This is a genomic window from Aphanizomenon flos-aquae FACHB-1287 (genome assembly GCF_014698755.1).
In the GTDB taxonomy this organism is placed as follows: domain Bacteria; phylum Cyanobacteriota; class Cyanobacteriia; order Cyanobacteriales; family Nostocaceae; genus Dolichospermum; species Dolichospermum flosaquae.
This window is the reverse complement of record NZ_JACJTO010000035.1, coordinates 16,962-35,617: the sequence shown is the minus strand read 5'-3', so window position 1 is coordinate 35,617 and position 18,656 is coordinate 16,962. Positions and strand designations below refer to the sequence as shown.

Below are 18,656 nucleotides of genomic sequence, written 5' to 3'. Positions count from 1 at the left end.
CTACAGTTTAGAACTGTATGTAGCAACTGATAAAGACAAGAGCAAAGAATCTTAGGGATGAATTTTTATTCAGTGAGATTTGTAACAAATAGTGCTAGTAATTAAGGCTCAGGACTGCTCTTTATCTTGATAAAGAAGATTATAGGCACGCTTTAACATAACTGTGTAATTTTTATCATCAGGTTGATAAACAGTCACACCAATACTAATAGTAATTTTTATGGGACCAGAAGTGGTATCTATCTCTAAATTACGAATTTGCTCACATAGACGTTCAGCCAGTTCTACAGCCCCTTGTAACTCTGTAACTGGTAAAATAATCATAAATTCTTCATCACCTAAACGCCCAACTGTACCCGCATTTTCCAGATAATTAACCAAAAATTGAGATATTTCTTTTAATACTTGATCACCAATAAAAAATCCATAATTATCATTGACAAATTTAAAGTTATCAATATCAATTAATAAAAGTGAAAAGATTTCATTATTAGCTTGTGTTTTTTGAAATTCGTTCTCTAAAATTGCCAAAATATTCCGTCTGTTAGCAATTTCAGTTAAAACATCAGTAGTAGCTAATTTTTTTAATTTCTGACTTAATAATTTCTGTTTATTGACAGCAATTCTTAATTTTTTCTCAATTTGATTGCGTTCACTCACATCTCGCAGAGCGACAATTGAAACTTTTTGCTCTAACCATTCAGTCTCACCAACGGTAATTTCTGCACGGCCAAGAATTCCATGAGGACGAATAATATCAAGTTCAGCAACTTTTCCTACTACAATTGGTAACCCCAATTCCTGATTAATTAAACTAGATAATCGTCTATCAAACATTTGTGCTGCAGCCGGGTTAGCAAATTTCACAACTCCTGATTCATCAACAATTAAAATACCATCTTTGATATAAGTAACAATAGTATTGAGTTTATTTTCACTTTGTTGTAACTGTCTAGTTTGGCGTTTTAATTGAATATGTGTCTGCACACGGGCTAATAATTCTGTAGCGCGAAAAGGCTTGGTTACATAATCAGCCGCTCCCTTTTCAAAAGCTTCTATTAAGTGTTCTTCTTCATGACTAGCAGTTAGAAATAAAATTGGAATATGGTAATAATCTGGATTATTTTTAATTTGTTCACAAACTTCTAAACCACTCATTTCCGGCATTAATAAATCCAATAAAATTAAATCTGGCTGAATTACTTGCAGTCGTTGGAGGGCTTCTTTTCCGCTCAGAGCATAGGTAATAGAATAACCTTGTGTTTCTAGAGTTCTTCCTAAAACTTCGATATTTTGAATGAGGTCATCAACAATTAATATTGTACAATCCTGTGGATTAAAAGCAGTTTTTTCCATTATTTATATAATCAACTTAACATGAAAACGGAGGTGAGAATTTTTATTTAATTGCGACTTCTAGCTGCTGGGACTTTTATATTCTTAAAGTATATATATATAGCAATCCTAAATGAAACGTGAACATCTCTTATTTTCCTCCCTCTGTGTCCTCTGTGTCTCTGTGGTTCATTAAAAAAACTAGTTCATAACTCAAATAGGAGTCCTATATAATACAGTACATTTCACTTGATTAAACTACAGTAATAGCGACCAAGATAACCGCACCACAAGAGTTTTATGATTAATATCTGTACTTTATCATGCCGGGGACTGCTGTCAGCCTTTAAGGTAGCAATTTCTGTAATTTTTTACTAATTGCTGGGAAATTAGCAACAGTATTCGCTAAATGAGCCAAATCAAAGGTATCAATTTGGTTTTTCAGCGTATTAGCATATTCTGCTAAATGATAACATTCATATTGCTCTGCTAAAGCTTGTAATTTAAGCGCGAAAACTCGTAGCTGATCAATTAACAGGGTTTGATGTAAAGTTTTCCAAACAGATGTTTCTTCCTGTTGTAATAATTTTATCAGTTCTGGTAACTTCTTTAAGGCGGAAGGAGACATTACCTGCTCAGTTATTTGTAGCGGAGAATTAGGGTTTGATTCTACTAATAGTTGATAAGGAAATAAACGTTGTAACTCACTGAAAAGATCATGCGGACTAACTGGTTTACGTAAAAATCCTTGAGCAAGGGGTTGTAATTCCTCAAAGTCCTGTTCTTGGATAGAAGCTGTCACCATAATTACGCAAATATCCGCTGTTGAGGGATTATGTTTTAAAGCTTGCAAAACCGTTTGTCCGTCCATTTGCGGCATGACCAAATCTAGTAATATCAGGTCAGGATGATGTTCAACGGCTAATTTGAGAGCTATTACCCCATTATCTGCCATCATAACTTGATGGGGAGTAGAATTGAAATAGGCAGAAAGTAAATCTCGGTTAGATTGTACGTCATCAACTATGAGAATTTTTAAAGCGGGAAATTGACTTAAATCATGGGTTTTTAAGGTTGATATCGGTGAAATTGTCGGAGTTTGAGTAGTTGCAATTTCGGGAAATATCAAAGTAAAGGTGCTACCATGTTCTAATTCACTTGTTACCTCAACTATACCACCCATCATTTGCGTCAATCTGCGGCTAATAGTTAATCCTAACCCCGTACCGCCATATTTACGATTACTTTGTCCCTGACTTTGACGGAAAGCATCAAAAATCAAGATTTGGTCCCGTGCAGAAATACCAATACCTGTATCAGAAACCGCAATTTCTAAATATGCGTGATTCTGAACGCTAGGGTTAATCCGACTATGAACATGAATAGTTACACCACCTTTCCCTGTAAATTTAATAGCATTACCGACAACATTAACGCATATTTGCCGCAATCGTACCTCGTCAATATATATTTTGACGGGAACGGAATCATCAATTTGTAGATCTAAAAATAGTCCTTTTTCCCGCGCTCTTTGCAGAAACATTTGTTGAATATCCCGCAGAAGTGAGGGAAGATTGACAGATTCATAGTTAAGTTTCAGTTTCCCGGCTTCGACTTTCGATAAATCCAGGATATCATTAATTAAGGTCAGTAAGGTGCGGCCATTGGTTTGAATGGCTCGGAGATAACTTTGAGCTAAATCATCACTGACGAGATTTTGTAATAGTTCGGAAAATCCTAAAATAGCATTCATGGGAGTGCGAATTTCATGGCTCATATTGGCGAGAAATTCACTTTTTGTCCGACTGGCTGCTTGGGCTTTTTCCGTGGCTGTTTCTAAGGCTAAGTTTTGTTGAGCGAGTTCTATTTGTCGCTGTTCGGCCTGTTGTAGAAGTTTAGCATGAGCGATCGCAATTCCAACTTGAGCAGCTACAGCCTCTAAAAGGGCACTATCTTCAGTAATCCAATGGCGTTGATGATTGCATTGATGTAAACAAATCAACCCGTTGGCCTTTCCTTGATAGGAGGTGCGAATGGCTAATATGGATTTTAGTCCGATTTGTTGAGAAACTTCCCTACTTGATGATACTAATGGATCTGTAAATACATCATCTATAATAATCGCTGTATCTTGTTGGAGCAGTTGATGAATGTGGGGATTACCAGCAATAGGTCCTAACACTCCTTGAATAGAAGCTATGTCACCGCTTAAATATTCTGCAACTATAGGGAGGTGTTCTATTGGCTCGACTTCGTAAGTATGGAGAAAACAACGATCTACCCCAAAGGCTTCACCAATACGGTTCGCAGAGGTTTCAAAGATTTTTTGGGGTTCGAGACTTTGGCGAATTTCGTCGGTAATTTGTTTTAATAGTCTTTCTCTTTGTACCTGTTGTTCTAGAATCTTTTCTGCGGCTTTGCGATCGCTAATATCTACTAAATAGCCCACACACTCTAACCCTTTATTATCCTGATCTCTAATTAAGCGCAACTGAGCAAAAAACCACCGATAACCACCTTCAGCAGAACGTAACCGATATTCTAAAGAATAAATATTATCAAATTCTAAGCGATTTAATCCTAATAATACTCGCTCTTTATCTTCAGGATGAATATAATCATACCAAAACCCAGCTTCATCTAAAAACGCCTCTGGGGAATAACCTAAAATCAACTCTACGTTATCACTAATAAAGGTAGCTCGATAATCCCCAGTGGGTTGACAACTAAATAAAATAGTTTGGCTAGAATTCATCAAAGCTCGTAATCTTTCTTCACTTTGTAGTAAAGCCATTTGTGCTTGTTTGAGTTCGGTAACTTCTACAACTACCGCACTCACAGCCTTACCACCGTCAAGTTGATTAACAGGATAATAACTAGCAATCCAATGTCTTTGAACATTTGGCTGGGAGGGTGTAAACCCGGAAATCTCAAGATTGCGAATCGGTTTTCCTGTTGTCAATACTTGATGTAAAATTGGTTCAACCCGATTAGCTAAATCTGGTAATACTTCTCGCAGTTTTTTACCGATATGTGCATTAGCTGGTAAACCGTTAATTTCCGCCATAGCTTCGTTAACTCGCACAAACTGCAATTCTTCGTCATGGAGTACCAACCCCACGGGATTTGTATTATAAAGTTTTTCTAATTCCTCCGTACGACGTTGTAGAGCTTCTTGTACCTGCTTAATTTCATTAATATTTACAAAAGTAATTACTACCCCATCTGCTTGTCCATCATCTCTAAGATATGGATATAAACGCATCAGTAAATGATTTTCCGTATTATTTAGCCTTACTTCCTGTTCAATAGGTTTTTCTGTTTCCACTACCCGCTGTAACAATTCTAGCAGATTAGGACAATTCATATTATGGGTAATATGCTGAATTGGGCGTTCAACATCAGTTTCTAACAGGTTAATAGCTGTCGTAGCAGCGGGGGTAAATTTACGAATTCGTAATTCTCTATCTAGGAAAATTACGCCAATTTCACTACTTCGCAGCAGATTATCTACGTCGTTGGATAATTCTAATAATTGACGAATTTTAGTTTGATATTCTGTATTAACTGTATATAGTTCTTCATTAACAGAGTGAAGTTCTTCATTTGTACTTTGTAACTCTTCATTAGAAGCCAACAATTCTTCATTAGTGGCTTGTTGTTCTTCATTAGTGGTTTCTAATTCCTCAATTGTGGCTTGTAGATTTTCCCTAGTCTGCTGTAATTCGTATTCTAAATCAAGAATGCGCTGAGTTGCTTCTGCGTCTTGTTGAAAGGCTTCAGGACGGTTTGGTAAAGAAGGACGTTCTTCATTTTCAATAATTAACATAAAGAAGTCCGTCATGCGGGTATCTCCCGTATGATAAGTAACTTCTAAATTAACACTGCGAATATTATTAGCTTGATTTAAGTGAATATTACCATAAAGAACAGTTTTTCGTTCTCTTTTAGCACGATGTAGGGCAGTATTAATAGGTAATTTTAGAGTATTTGGGACTAAATCGGCGATCGCTCTAGTCATTTGTCCTTCTGGGACTTGCATAATCTGGACCATATCAGTAACGACGTGAAATAATTCTAAATCATCGTTAACTAATAAACAGGTACATTGTCTACGGCGAACAAAAGCACTAAATGCGGCACCCAAAGCCGGATCAAATTGCACCGTACCCCGTCTAGTTTGACTAGGACGAGCGACAACAGGAGTTATATATTCTAAATTTTGATTGAGAATTGGTAAACGCACATTGCGTCGCTTTTGATAAATTTTGAATTTCTCATACAGGGGACTAAATTCTTCAATTAATTCTCCTGGTGTTTCTGCAGCACCCAATAATAAAATACCTTTGTGCATCAATGAAAAATGCAACATTCTCATAACGTGCTGTTGCAAAACTGGCTGCATATAAATGAGAACATTACGACAGCTAATCAGGTGCATTCGCGTAAATCCCGCATTTTTAGCCAAGTTGTGGGGAGCAAAAATAATCATTTCCCGCAACGCCCGCGACACATGGAAATTACGGTTACGGAAGGTAAAATATTTTTCTAACCGTTTTCGAGAAACATCAATACTAATACTTTCAGGATAAATCCCTTCGGCGGCTTTACTTAAAGCGGCTGCATCTATATCTGTAGCAAAAATTTTTACACTCAGTTGTTTACCTAAGCGGTTGATGACCTCATCCATTAAAATGGCCATAGAATAGGCTTCTTCACCAGTAGCACAAGCTGTTACCCACACCCTTAGCTGCTGACCATTTTCCAAAGGGCTAATTAATTCTGGTAATACTTCCTTATCTAAGTAGTCCCAAGCTGCGGAATCTCGAAAAAATCTTGTCACCCCAATCATTAAATCATCTCGTAGCAGTGAGCGTTCTTCGCTAGAGGTAGTTAAATATTCTACATATTCATCTAAGAGATTATGCCCACTGAGAGAACAACGACGGTAAATGCGGCGGCTGAGAGTGCTGGGTTTATAATAGGAAAAATCGAGTTTTTCGTATTGGTTGAGAATTTGGATAATCGCGCGGAGTTTCTCTGATTCTAATTCTGGCAGTAAAGATTCCCCTGGACTTGCGCCTTGACGCTGCATTTGGATGATTTCATAAATCGTCCGCGCCATTTCTGCCGGTGGTAGCACTTGATCTACAATACCTGTAGCGATCGCACTTTGGGGCATACCATCAAATTCTGCTGTCCCTGGTGATTGGACAAATGTTAACCCACCGGACTCGCTAATGCTCTGTATTCCCCTTGTTCCATCACTTCCCGTTCCTGAGAGGATTACAGCCATTGCTTGTTCTCCCCTATCTCTTGACAGGGAATCGAGAAAAATATCAATGGGAAAATTGGGTTGCTGTCGAGGGGGTTCGCTTTGCTGAATTAACTCTAAAATCCCATCATTAACAACTAAATTATTCTGAGGCGTAATTAAATATACTGTATTCGGTTCAATCTGCATTCCGCTTTGTACCCGTTTGACTATCATGCGGGTGCGACGTTCCAGCAGTTCTTTCATTAAACTTTTAAAATCTGGAGAGAGGTGTTGCACGACAACAAAGGCCGCACCACTATCTGCGGGCATATTATCAAAAAATTCTTCTAATGCGCGTAGTCCTCCCGCAGAAGCCCCAATGCCAACTACGAAGCAATGGGTTTTAGTCTCTTCAGACACGACTTATAACTCCTAATTTTATTTGTTAACTAGTATATAGGAAATCAAAGACCTAAAATCCGATCGCAAAAAACTGTATTTGGGGCTTGACAATTGATTTAAAATTTGTTATCATAAAGCTGATAAGGAAGAACTATCTTAAAATAAAACCAATTATTCGTGAGGTTTGATCGTGGTTATTACTCAAACCAGTCCCCCCAATATTACCCAGGATATAACAACAACTCACTTCACTCCAGATGAGTATCGAGTGATGGAGGAAACCGCCGCAGAAAAACATGAATATCGGAACGGAGAAATTATTGCAATGGCTGGAGGTTCAGAAGTTCATAGCCGTCTTACCGTCAATATTACTACTTTACTTAATGTAGCTCTCAGAGACACTAATTTTCAAACTTATAATGGGGACTTAAGAATCTGGATTTCTGAGTTTAATCATGGTACTTATGCTGATGTTCTTGTAATTAATGGTGAACCGGAGTTTAACGGTGAGCGCACTGACGAAATTCTCAATCCTTTAGTAATTGTGGAAGTTTTATCACCCTCTACTGAAGGTTATGATAGAGGTGATAAATTTAGAAAATATCGCTCACTTCCTAGCTTTTGCGAATATCTGCTAGTTAGCCAAACTGAACCCTATATTGAGCATTATCACAAACTTGATGATAGTAGCGATAGCGTTCGCGGAGCGTCCCGGAGGGAACTAGCGCTGCTGCAAGCAGTTCGCTGGCAATGGCAAGTTTATGATCATCCTGATCAGTCTATATTATTACATAGTTTAAATGTAGAAGTCCCCCTTACTGAAGTTTATCGCCGGATTAATTTCTAAAAGCTGACTCACGATTTATATAGACAGTAATTTTTAAAGAGGAATGGTTTCTTTACAGAAATGTTGAATGTCGTTACAAAACTTTACATATTTAAGTATAGTAGTATTATCAAGGGTAAAAATGTCAACATTTCATAATATCTTCCATCCAATGAACATAACTGATTTGTTGACACATACAAGCTTGAAGATAGCGGAATTTATCTAACATCTTTTCACCCCATTCTTTCGGAACAGATACAAGTTGTAAAATCAGATAAGCGATGAGACTAGCATAAATTTGAATAGCAATACCATTAACATTTTTAGTGATTAATCTATCCAGTTTTAGGTGCATCTTTAAAAATTTCCATAACAGTTCAACTCCCCACCGTAAACGATAAATATCTCTGTCATGACCAAAATTTATCAAATTATCTTCCGGACTGCCTGTTGACAGATTAAGGGAACTAAACAGTTTAACTTGATGATGACTTAGCACCCATTGATGAAATCGTTTATAAACTATATAAATTAACCCCAGAAGAAAAAGCGATTATTGAGGGATAAAATATCCCTTATTTGGTCAAAAATCATCAATTCTTGTCAGAAGTTGGGAATCTCAATGTACTACTGACAATTTGCAGAAAACTTACAACATTATCATTAAATCTGCAAAACCGTAAATACTAATTCCTAATAAGAGTAATGCAGCAAATTGGGTAATACGTCCTTCAATTAAAAATGTGTAGTTTTCACCATTGGAAGACATTGCTTCCCTAACCAATATAGAAGTTGAAGCCCCAATTACAAAACTTGCAGCGGTTTGAGATTAAACGCGGTACAAAGATGGTAATCTTTTTTATCACACTAACTCCGGTAGAGCCAAATTTGTCAAGATAAAAAATTCGTAATTGATAATTCTTAAAATTACGAATTACGAATTTTTAAGTACCTATGCTGTCAGTTTAGCTAATGCTTTTTCTACAGCTTTTAATGCTTCATTGATTTCTGCCTCTGTGACAATTAGAGGCGGTACAAATCGCACAACCTTAGGACCTGCAGGAACAAGTAATAAACCTGCTTCCATGGCAGCCTTGACAACTTCAGGCGCAGTTAAGGGAATATCGGCTTTGATTTCCATGCCACTAATTAAACCCCAACCGCGTACCTCTGTGATATATTGAGGATAGTTAAGTGCGATCGCTCTTAATCCCTCTCTTAAATGTGCACCCTGTTCTATGACATTTTGTAAAATATTCTCCTTTTCCAAAGTCTCACAAACACTCAGCGCCACACCACAGACAAAAGGATTACCACCAAATGTACTTGCGTGTTCTCCCGGTTGAAAAATATCGCAGAATTTCTTACTCATCATCGCACCAATGGGAATACCACCTCCCAAACCTTTAGCACTGGTGAAAATATCCGGTTCTACCCCCAAATGTTCATAACCCCATAATTTACCACTCCGTCCCATACCAACCTGCACTTCGTCGAAAATCAACAAAATCCCGGTTTCATCGCAAATCTCCCGCAAACGCTTAAAATAGGCAATATCTCCGGGACGAACTCCACCTTCCCCCTGTAATGGTTCAATTAAAATTGCCCCGACCCGATAATTACCTTCATCTAATTCAGTCACAGCGGCTTCCACTGCTCGAATATCGTTATAATTTATATAGTGGAAACCAGGAACTAAAGGATCAAAATGTTTTTGATACTTTGGTTGTCCAGTGGCAGTAACCGTGGCTAAAGTCCGTCCATGAAAACTGGCATGGGCTGTTAAAATGATCGGGTGGGCAATTTCTAGGACAGTGTGGGCATATTTCCGGGCTAGTTTAATGGCTGCCTCGTTGGCTTCAGCGCCAGAATTACAGAAAAATACCCTATCTGCACAAGAATGATTAACAATCCATTTAGCTAATGCACCCTGTTCGGGAATATAGTACAAATTAGAGACATGATGCAATTTTTGGATTTGTCTAGTTACAGCCTCTACCATTGCTGGATGGGCGTGTCCTAGAGTACAAGTAGCAATACCCGCAACAAAATCCAAATATTCCTTACCCTGACTATCCCAAACACGGCAACCAGCGCCCCGTTCTAAAGCCAAAGGAAACCGACTGTATGTAGACATGACAGCCCCATCAAAGCTATCAAAATCAAAGGGTGTAGATGGCATAATACCTGACTCCGGGGGGTTTGTGGCTTGTTCAATTAGAGAGTGGACGCTCACTACCGCAACTCCTGAAAACCTTTTATCGTAATACTCTACTAGGTTCTTGGCAATATTTCCAAATTTTTCAGCAGTTAGGAGAAAAATACAATTTTTTCTAATTTTTTTGACTCTTAACTTTTTAAATTTTTTGACTCTTAATTTTTAATTACCTGTGTATTCTACCCTTGAGCAAAAATATCAACAAATTCAAAAGGAGTTAATGGCTGGGGCGCTTGCTTTAGCTTGTATTTTCTTAATTGGCACTTTATGGTATTCTCTAGTAGAAGGCTGGTCTTGGGAAGATGCAGCCTATATGACTGTGATTACTTTGGCTACTGTCGGTTATGGGGAAACTCGTACTTTAGGTAGTCGTGGACGTTTGTTTACCATAGCCTTGATTTTAATGGGTGTGGTCAATCTTGGTTATATTGTTAATAGATTTACAGCCGCAGTTATTGAAGGCTATTTTTTAGAAGGAATTAGACTGCGACAACAAAGGCGTTTAATGGAATCATTATCAGATCATTATATCATCTGTGGATTTAGTCGCACCGGACGACAAATTGCTAAGGAGTTTCAGGCTGAAGGTGTTTCTTTTCTGGTCATTGATTCGGAAATTGACTCCGCACAAAGAGCGCAAGAACTTGGTTATATTGTTTACCAGGGTGATGCCACCTTAGATGATAGTTTACTCAAGGCTGGTATTCTTAAAGCAGTTTGCATTGTGGCCGCCTTACCTTCAGATGCGGAAAATTTATATACTGTATTATCAGCAAAAACACTGAATCCTGGTATTCGGGCGATCGCTCGCGCCAGCACAGAGGAATCGTTACAAAAGTTACAGCGTGGTGGGGCAGATGCCGTAATTTCACCATATATTACCGGCGGGAAACGCATGGCGGCCGCAGCCCTCAGACCGCAGATTCTGGACTTTGTAGACGGGATTCTCTCTGGTACTGACCGGCAGTTATACATGGAAGAATTCTTACTAGATATAGCTCAGTGTCCTTTTATTGGTCAAAATTTACAAAAAGCTAAGTTGAGATCTCAATCTGGGGCTTTAGTTTTGGCAATTCGCCGCCTTGATGGTAAACTCATTGGTGGACCTACTGGAGACACGGTGTTAATGTCGGGAGATACTTTGATTTGTATGGGTACGGCTGAACAATTACGGAGTTTAAATCAACTTTTGGGTCCTATCAATTCCCAACCACTACGAAAACCAAAAAATAACTAAAATACTCTTTTTTATCGCCAGAATATAGGTTATATTAACCACAAAGACGCAAAAAGCGCGAAGGAAGAGGGAAAAAATAAGTTCATCATTAATAGTAAAATTACTGTAAAATTTGTATATGATATTACTATATTAAATTTTACAATCCTAGTATGGCTAAATCTTGTGGTGCGGGCATTCTGGCCGCTATAATTATACTTTAAATGCAGTACAACTTAACTTATAAAAATTATGAAACTAGCTTTAGTCGCGGCTACTATTTTTACCTTCACTTTAGGACTTTACACTTTAGAAGTCTCTGCTGCACCTGTAAAAACACTTACTAAAAAACCTGTTACAACTGTCAAAACACCTGCTAAAAAACCTGTTACAACCGTCAAAACACCTACTAAAAAACCCGTTACAACTGTAAAAACACCTGCTAAAAAACCTGTTACAACCGTTAAAACACCTACTAAAAAGCCCGTTACACCTGTCAAAACACCTGCTAAAAAACCCGTTACCACCGTAGAAATACCCATTGTATCTGAGCCAGTGATCATAGAAATACCTATTATACCTATACAAACACCTGTAGAAATACCTGGAAAAGCACCTGTTGTGAAAACAACAAACAATTTTAAACAATGGTGTGACCAAAGAGCCAAATTACCTCAAGGAACGAAATACACCGTTGAAGCATTATTAAAAATCGCTGGAACAACAAACTGTACTCAAGCTGATCAAAGACTGATTAAATTGACCTCTCTTAATCTGTGGAGAAGTCAAATTAGTGATATCAAACCTTTAGAAAGTTTGACTAATTTAACTTCTTTGAATTTATGGGAAAATCAAATTAGTGATATCAAACCTTTAGCAAATTTGATTAATTTAACTTCTCTTGACTTGGGAGGAAATCAAATTAGGGATATCCAACCTTTATCAAGTTTAACTAAGTTGACGACTCTGAATTTGTGGGAAAATCAAATTAGTGATATCAAGCCCTTGTCAAATTTGACTAATTTAACTTTTATTTCCTTGTGGAAAAATCAAATCAGCGATATCAAACCCTTGTCAAATTTAACTAAATTAACTTTTATTTCCTTGTGGAAAAATCAAATCAGCGATATTCAACCCTTGTCAAATTTAACTAAATTAACTTCTCTGGACTTAAAAGAAAATCAAGTTAGTGATATTGAAAGTTTGTCAAATTTAACTAACTTGACTGCTGTTTATCTGGGAGAAAATCAAATTAGTCATATTCAATCTTTGTCAAATTTAACTAACTTGACCGCTGTTTATTTAGAGAAAAATCAAATTAGTAATATTCAATCTTTATCTACTTTAGAAAATTTACGGACTCTTAAAGTCCAGGATAACCCGCTGATTTCTCAAGAATGTCCTATTCAGAAAAAGTCTGTTTGTCGTTTTAGTTTTTAGACTAAGAGGGTGTTTGAAAAGTCATGATTAATGTATCAAATATGTTCCCTTGTGAAACGAGGGAACCGGATTTTCTTATTTCCCTCCTTTATAAGGGGGGACTAAAGGGGGTAAAAACTGATACTACTTTCCCTTGTAAGGGGGGGACTAAGGGGGGTAAAAACTAATACTACTTTCCCTTATAAGGGGGGGACTAAGGGGGGTAAAAACTAATACCACTTCCCCTCCTTTATAAGGGGGGACTAAGGGGGGTAAAAACTGATACTACTTTCCCACCTTTACAAGGGGGGACTAAGGGGGGTAAAACTAATACCACTTTCCCTTGTAAGGGGGGGGTAAAAACTAATACCACTTTCCCTTGTAAGGGGGGGGGTAAAAACTAATACCACTTTCCCACCTTTATAAGGGGGGACTAAGGGGGGTAAAAACTAATACCACTTTCCCACCTTTATAAGGGGGGACTAAGGGGGGTAAAACTAATACCACTTTCCCTTGTAAGGGGGGGTAAAAACTAATACCACTTTCCCACCTTTATAAGGGGGGACTAAGGGGGGTAGAAACTAATACCACTTTAAAACATCCTCCACGAAGTTACAAAATCATTTATATTTAATCTGCGTTTATCTGCGTTTATCTGCGTTTAATTTTCAGTCCTAATGTCAAAAAAATACAAGTAAGATTCATTTTAGTAACGACAACATGATAAAATTACTGTAACTTCTTATCACTAAAATCATGAAACTAAGTGTAGTAGCAACCACCATTTTTACCCTGACATTAGGATTTTACACCCCAAAAGTCACCGCAGCGCCCATAAAAACACCCAAGACCTTTACAGAATGGTGTCAACAAAAAGCCAGTTTATCTAAAGAGACGAGATATACGATTAAAAAACTGTTGAAAGTTGCTAAAACGCAAAATTGTAGTCAAGCTAATCAAACGCTGAGTAAATTTACTATTCTTAATCTTGGGGAAGATAAAATCAGCGATATTAGTCCTTTGTCGACTTTAACTAATTTGACTGAAATTAATCTCCATAAAAATCAAATCAGCGATATTAGTCCTTTGTCGACTTTAACTAATTTGACTGAAATTAATATTGGTGAAAATAAAATCACCAATATTAAACCTTTATCAAATTTAACTAATTTAACATCTCTGAATCTTCATGACAATAAAATCAGCGATATTAACCCTTTGTCAAATTTAACTAAATTGACTTCTCTTAATCTTCATGTCAATAAAATCAGCGATATTAACCCTTTATCAAATCTCACTAATTTGACTGAAATTAACTTGGGAGGAAATAAAATCAGCGATATTAACCCTTTATCAAATCTGACTAATTTGACTGAAATTAACTTGGGAGAAAATAAAATCAGCGATATCCAACCTTTGTCTGATCTGACTAAATTAACTGAAGTTGACCTTACGAAAAATCCACTTACCTCTAAACAATGTCCCCTGAAACCAGAGTCTATTTGTATTTTCTAGTCCGGTTATATTTTGGTGCGTTATGGACTTACTAACGCACCCTCAAAATACTCAATTTCACTGAATGTTACCAGACTAAAAATGTCAATTTGGACAAAAATCCTATTCTACTAAATCATGTTTGATCGGAAATCTCAATGATTCAGCATGAGAACATGATAAAATTACTGTAACTTATTATCACTAAAATCATGAAACTAAGTCTAGTAGCGACCACCATTTTTACCCTGACATTAGGATTTTATACTTTAAAAGTCACCGCAGCACCCACAAAAAAAACCACCTATAAAAACACCTAAGACCTTTACAGAATGGTGTCAACAAAAAGCCAGTTTACCTCAAGAGACGAGAGGAACGGTAGAAGCATTATTAAAAGTTGCTAAAACCCAAAATTGTAGTCAAGCTAATCAAACGCTGACTAATTTGACTTCTCTTGACCTTGCGTTTAATCAAATCAGCGATACCACACCCTTATCTAACCTGACTAAATTAACTTCTCTTAACCTTGTGGGAAATCAAATCAGCGATACCGCACCTTTATCTAACCTGACTAATTTGACTAAACTTGACCTTTCGTTCAATAAAATCAGCGATATCAAATCTTTGTCTAATTTCACTAAGTTGACTTCTCTTTACCTTGTGGAAAATCAAATCAGCGATATCAAACCTTTGTCTAGTCTGACTAATTTGACTTCTCTTTCCCTTCCGAGAAATCAAATCAGCGATATCAAACCTTTGTCTAGTCTCACCAATTTGACTGAACTTAACCTTGGGGAAAATCAAATCAGCGATATAAAAGCTTTGTCTAGTCTGACTAAATTGACTTATCTTTACATTTCAAAAAATCAAATCAGTGATATCAAACCTTTGTCTAATCTGACTAATTTGACTTCTCTTTCCCTTCCAAGAAATCAAATCAGCGATATCAAACTTTTGTCAAATCTGACTAAGTTGACTTCTCTTTCCCTTGGGGAAAATCAAATCAGCGATATCAAACCTTTGTCAAATCTGACTAATTTGACTTCTCTTTACCTTCCAAGAAATCAAATCAGCGATATCAAACTTTTGTCAAATCTGACTAATTTGACTTCTCTTTCCCTTCCGAGAAATCAAATCAGCGATATCAAACCTTTGTCTAGTCTCACCAATTTGACTGAACTTAACCTTGGGGAAAATCAAATCAGCGATATAAAAGCTTTGTCTAGTCTGACTAAATTGACTTATCTTTACATTTCAAAAAATCAAATCAGTGATATCAAGCCTTTGTCTGGTCTGACTAATTTGAATTATCTTTACCTTGATAAAAATCAAATCAGCGATATCAAACCTTTGTCTGGTCTGACTAATTTGAATTATCTTTACCTTGATAAAAATCAAATCAGCGATATCAAACCTTTGTCTAGTCTCACTAAATTGACTTATCTTTACATTTGGGGAAATCCACTTACCTCTAAACAATGTCCCCTGAAACCAGAGTCTATTTGTGATTTCTAGTCCGGTTATATTTTGGTGCGTTATGGAGTTACTAACGCACCCTCAAAATACTCAATTTCACTGAATATTACCAGACTAAAAATGTCAAATTGGACAAAAATCCTATTCTACTAAATCATGTTTAATCGCAAATCTAACAATTCAGCACGACAACATGATAAAATTACTGTAACTTCTTATCACTAAAATCATGAAACTAAGTGTAGTAGCAACCACCATTTTTACCCTGACTTTAGGATTTTACACCCCAAAAGTCACCGCAGCACCTATAAAAACACCTAAGACCTTTAAAGAATGGTGTCAACAAAAAGCCAGTTTACCTCAAGAGACCAGAAGAACGGTAGAAGCATTATTAAATGTTGCTGAAACCCGAAATTGTAGTCAAGCTAATCAAACGCTGACTAAATTGACTTCTCTTAACCTTAGGGAAAATAAAATCAGCGATATCAAACCTTTGTCTAATCTGACTAATTTGACTTTTCTTGAGCTTTCGAGAAATCAAATCAGCGATATCAAACCTTTGTCTAATCTGACTAATTTGACTTCTCTTGACCTTAGGGAAAATCAAATCAGCGATATCAAACCTTTGTCTAATCTCACTAATTTGACTTCTCTTTCCCTTTCGGGAAATAAAATCAGCGATATCAAACCTTTGTCTAATCTCACTAATTTGACTTTTCTTGACCTTTTGGGAAATAAAATCAGCGATATCAAACCTTTGTCTAATCTCACTAATTTGACTTCTCTTTCCCTTTTGGGAAATCAAATCAGCGATATCAAACCTTTGTCTAATCTCACTAATTTGACTTCTCTTTCCCTTTTGGGAAATCAAATCAGCGATATCAAACCTTTGTCTAATCTCACTAATTTGACTTCTCTTTCCCTTTTGGGAAATCAAATCAGCGATATCAAACCTTTGTCTAATCTCACTAATTTGACTTCTCTTTCCCTTTTGGGAAATCAAATCAGCGATATCAAACCTTTGTCTAATCTCACTAATTTGACTTCTCTTTCCCTTTCGGGAAATAAAATCAGCGATATCAAACCTTTGTCTAATCTGACTAATTTGGCTTATCTTTCCCTTTCGGGAAATAAAATCAGCGATATCAAACCTTTGTCTAATCTGACTAATTTGGCTTATCTTTACCTTTCGGGAAATAAAATCAGCGATATCAAACCTTTGTCTAATCTGACTAATTTGGCTTATCTTTACCTTGCGAAAAATCCACTTATCGTTAAACAATGTCCCCTGAAACCAGAGTCTATTTGTAAATTTTAGTCGGGTTATATTTTGGTGCGCTATGGACTTACTAACGCACCCTCAAAATACTCAATTTCCCTGAATATTACCAGACTAAAAATGTCAAATTGGACAAAAATCCTATTCTACTAAATCATGTTTGATCGCAAACCTAACCAATTCAGCACGATTACTGGTTTCTGTTTTTCTCAATAAACTACTCACATATTTCTCCACCGTACGCGGACTTAAATGTAAATGATTACCAATTTCCACATTAGAAAAACCATGGGTTAAAAGGTCTAAAACTTGCTTTTCTCTGACAGTTAGCGGTGTCAATACTTGAGATTTTTGAGCCTGATTAGATACAGAAATATGACCATTTTCTGCTTTTGTATATTTTAAATTACGGTTGTTATCCTGGTAAATAAAACGACGTTCTGACTGGATAACTTGCGATCGCTCTAACAAGTTACGTATAGCAGCGGCAATCTCTTCTAATTCAAAGGGCTTAGGTAAGTATAAATCACAACCAGATTGATACCCCAAAATTCGTTCTTGAGTTTTAGTTCTCTCTGTCAGTAAAATTACAGGTAATAATCGAAACTCTGATAATTGACGAAGACGACGCACTAGTTCATAACCATTCATTCGTGGCATCATAATATCTGTCACTAGCAAATCAGGATTATACTCTTCTAACATAGACAAAGCATCTATGCCATTATCAGTAGTAATAACACGATATCCAGACAAATCAAGATAGTCACTAATGGATAAACGCGTACCTAAATCATCATCGACGATAAGAATGGTTAAGGGCATTGATAATACACCCCTTTGTGGTAGAGCAATTTACTTTGAACAAAAATATTAATGAACACAAGCAAAAATACTAATTCTGTCTTTTGCATTATGACAAAATTATGAGTTAATTTTTCCCCCTTCCATCAAGTATAAAGAAAATCTTAAATTTTTACCCCTATTTGACAAAACTTTACACAATTCACATATCCACAGCAACCCGGGGGAGATATGCCTAACTTATTATACACAATACACTGAATGAAAGTTTTTTTGTTGAGATTTTGCTTATGATGTACTCAAGAGCCAAAATTTTTAGGTCTATTTATAAAAACTTAACAAAGACTGTCAATGAGTGAAAAACAAAGTGAAGGTTACAAAGTTATTTGTGATAATCGACAAGCACGGTTTTTATATGAAATCATAGAAACCTATGAAGCAGGAGTTCAATTAACAGGAACAGAGGTAAAATCAATTCGCGCAGGAAAGGCCAATTTACAAGATGGTTATGCGTTGCTGCGGGACGGTGAAGCATGGTTAATTAATGTCCATATTTCTCCTTATACCTCAAGTGGTGCATATTTTAATCATGAACCAAGACGCACCCGCAAATTATTACTTCATAAACAAGAATTGCGTAAATTGATTGGTAGAGTACAACAAGAAGGTTTAACTCTAGTCCCCCTGAAAATGTATCTCAAACGGGGTTGGGTAAAAATAGTCATTGCGCTGGGTAAAGGTAAAAAACTCCACGACAAACGGGAAAGCATGAAACGTCGTGACGACCAGCGAGATATGCAAAGAGCAATGAAGAGGTATTAAGGGTAATTCGTAATTCGTAATTCGTAATTCGTAATTCGTAATTCGTAATTCGTAATTCGTAATTCGTAATTCGTAATTCGTAATTCGTAATTCGTAATTCGTAAT

At 36.7% G+C, this 18,656-nt stretch carries 11 protein-coding genes and 1 pseudogene; 7 read left to right on the top strand and 5 right to left on the bottom strand.

The genetic code is table 11. The features are described 5' to 3' along the window. Positions 1–108: 108 nt before the first annotated feature. Both H6G44_RS15515 and H6G44_RS15510 read right to left on the bottom strand, forming a co-directional pair. On the bottom strand, positions 109–1,356 hold the full coding sequence (locus H6G44_RS15515) for a diguanylate cyclase (protein ID WP_190387929.1): 1,248 nt from the start codon (positions 1,354–1,356) through the stop codon (positions 109–111). 325 nt (positions 1,357–1,681) lie between these two features. Next, positions 1,682–7,012, bottom strand: coding sequence for a chemotaxis protein CheB (locus H6G44_RS15510; RefSeq protein WP_190387928.1), 5,331 nt, complete (start codon positions 7,010–7,012; stop codon positions 1,682–1,684). 172 nt (positions 7,013–7,184) lie between these two features. Here H6G44_RS15510 and H6G44_RS15505 point away from each other — a divergent pair, with 172 nt between their 5' ends. Next, entirely contained in the window at positions 7,185–7,841 is a 657-nt protein-coding gene (locus H6G44_RS15505; protein ID WP_190387927.1) for a Uma2 family endonuclease, read from the top strand. Positions 7,842–7,965: 124 nt separating this feature from the next. Here the strand turns inward: H6G44_RS15505 and H6G44_RS15500 are convergent. After that, positions 7,966–8,229, bottom strand: a pseudogene (locus H6G44_RS15500) (transposase); the annotation flags it as partial. Positions 8,230–8,775: 546 nt separating this feature from the next. Beyond that, complete coding sequence (locus H6G44_RS15495; RefSeq protein WP_190387926.1) at positions 8,776–10,059, bottom strand: aspartate aminotransferase family protein; 1,284 nt, start codon at positions 10,057–10,059, stop codon at positions 8,776–8,778. A gap of 154 nt (positions 10,060–10,213) precedes the next feature. Here H6G44_RS15495 and H6G44_RS15490 point away from each other — a divergent pair, with 154 nt between their 5' ends. The 5 genes from H6G44_RS15490 to H6G44_RS15470 all read left to right on the top strand — a co-directional run bounded on the left by H6G44_RS15490 (position 10,214) and on the right by H6G44_RS15470 (position 16,964). Next, entirely contained in the window at positions 10,214–11,278 is a 1,065-nt protein-coding gene (locus H6G44_RS15490; RefSeq protein WP_311138796.1) for a potassium channel family protein, read from the top strand. Positions 11,279–11,509: 231 nt separating this feature from the next. Next, positions 11,510–12,697 (top strand): leucine-rich repeat domain-containing protein, encoded by a 1,188-nt coding sequence (locus H6G44_RS15485; protein WP_190387925.1) that lies wholly within the window; start codon positions 11,510–11,512, stop codon positions 12,695–12,697. Between the two features lie 735 nt (positions 12,698–13,432). After that, entirely contained in the window at positions 13,433–14,191 is a 759-nt protein-coding gene (locus H6G44_RS15480; RefSeq protein WP_190387924.1) for a leucine-rich repeat domain-containing protein, read from the top strand. Positions 14,192–14,614: 423 nt separating this feature from the next. After that, positions 14,615–15,685 (top strand): leucine-rich repeat domain-containing protein, encoded by a 1,071-nt coding sequence (locus H6G44_RS15475; protein WP_199291873.1) that lies wholly within the window; start codon positions 14,615–14,617, stop codon positions 15,683–15,685. A 190-nt stretch (positions 15,686–15,875) separates the two neighbouring features. Further along, complete coding sequence (locus tag H6G44_RS15470) at positions 15,876–16,964, top strand: leucine-rich repeat domain-containing protein (protein WP_190595376.1); 1,089 nt, start codon at positions 15,876–15,878, stop codon at positions 16,962–16,964. 102 nt (positions 16,965–17,066) lie between these two features. Here the strand turns inward: H6G44_RS15470 and H6G44_RS15465 are convergent, their stop codons facing one another. Then, the gene (locus H6G44_RS15465; protein ID WP_190484441.1) at positions 17,067–17,750 is read right to left on the bottom strand and encodes a response regulator transcription factor; all 684 of its coding nucleotides are present in this window, start codon (positions 17,748–17,750) and stop codon (positions 17,067–17,069) included. 330 nt (positions 17,751–18,080) lie between these two features. Here H6G44_RS15465 and smpB point away from each other — a divergent pair, with 330 nt between their 5' ends. Further along, on the top strand, positions 18,081–18,551 hold the full coding sequence (gene smpB, locus H6G44_RS15460) for an SsrA-binding protein SmpB (RefSeq protein WP_190484443.1): 471 nt from the start codon (positions 18,081–18,083) through the stop codon (positions 18,549–18,551). The last annotated feature ends 105 nt before the right edge of the window (positions 18,552–18,656 follow it).

Coding starts and splice junctions, on each gene's coding strand:
- H6G44_RS15515 (WP_190387929.1), bottom strand. CDS start 1,356: ATGGAAAAAACTGCTTTTAATCCACAGGATTGTACAATATTAATTGTT.
- H6G44_RS15485 (WP_190387925.1), top strand. CDS start 11,510: ATGAAACTAGCTTTAGTCGCGGCTACTATTTTTACCTTCACTTTAGGA.
- H6G44_RS15480 (WP_190387924.1), top strand. CDS start 13,433: ATGAAACTAAGTGTAGTAGCAACCACCATTTTTACCCTGACATTAGGA.
- H6G44_RS15470 (WP_190595376.1), top strand. CDS start 15,876: ATGAAACTAAGTGTAGTAGCAACCACCATTTTTACCCTGACTTTAGGA.
- H6G44_RS15465 (WP_190484441.1), bottom strand. CDS start 17,750: ATGCCCTTAACCATTCTTATCGTCGATGATGATTTAGGTACGCGTTTA.
- smpB (WP_190484443.1), top strand. CDS start 18,081: ATGAGTGAAAAACAAAGTGAAGGTTACAAAGTTATTTGTGATAATCGA.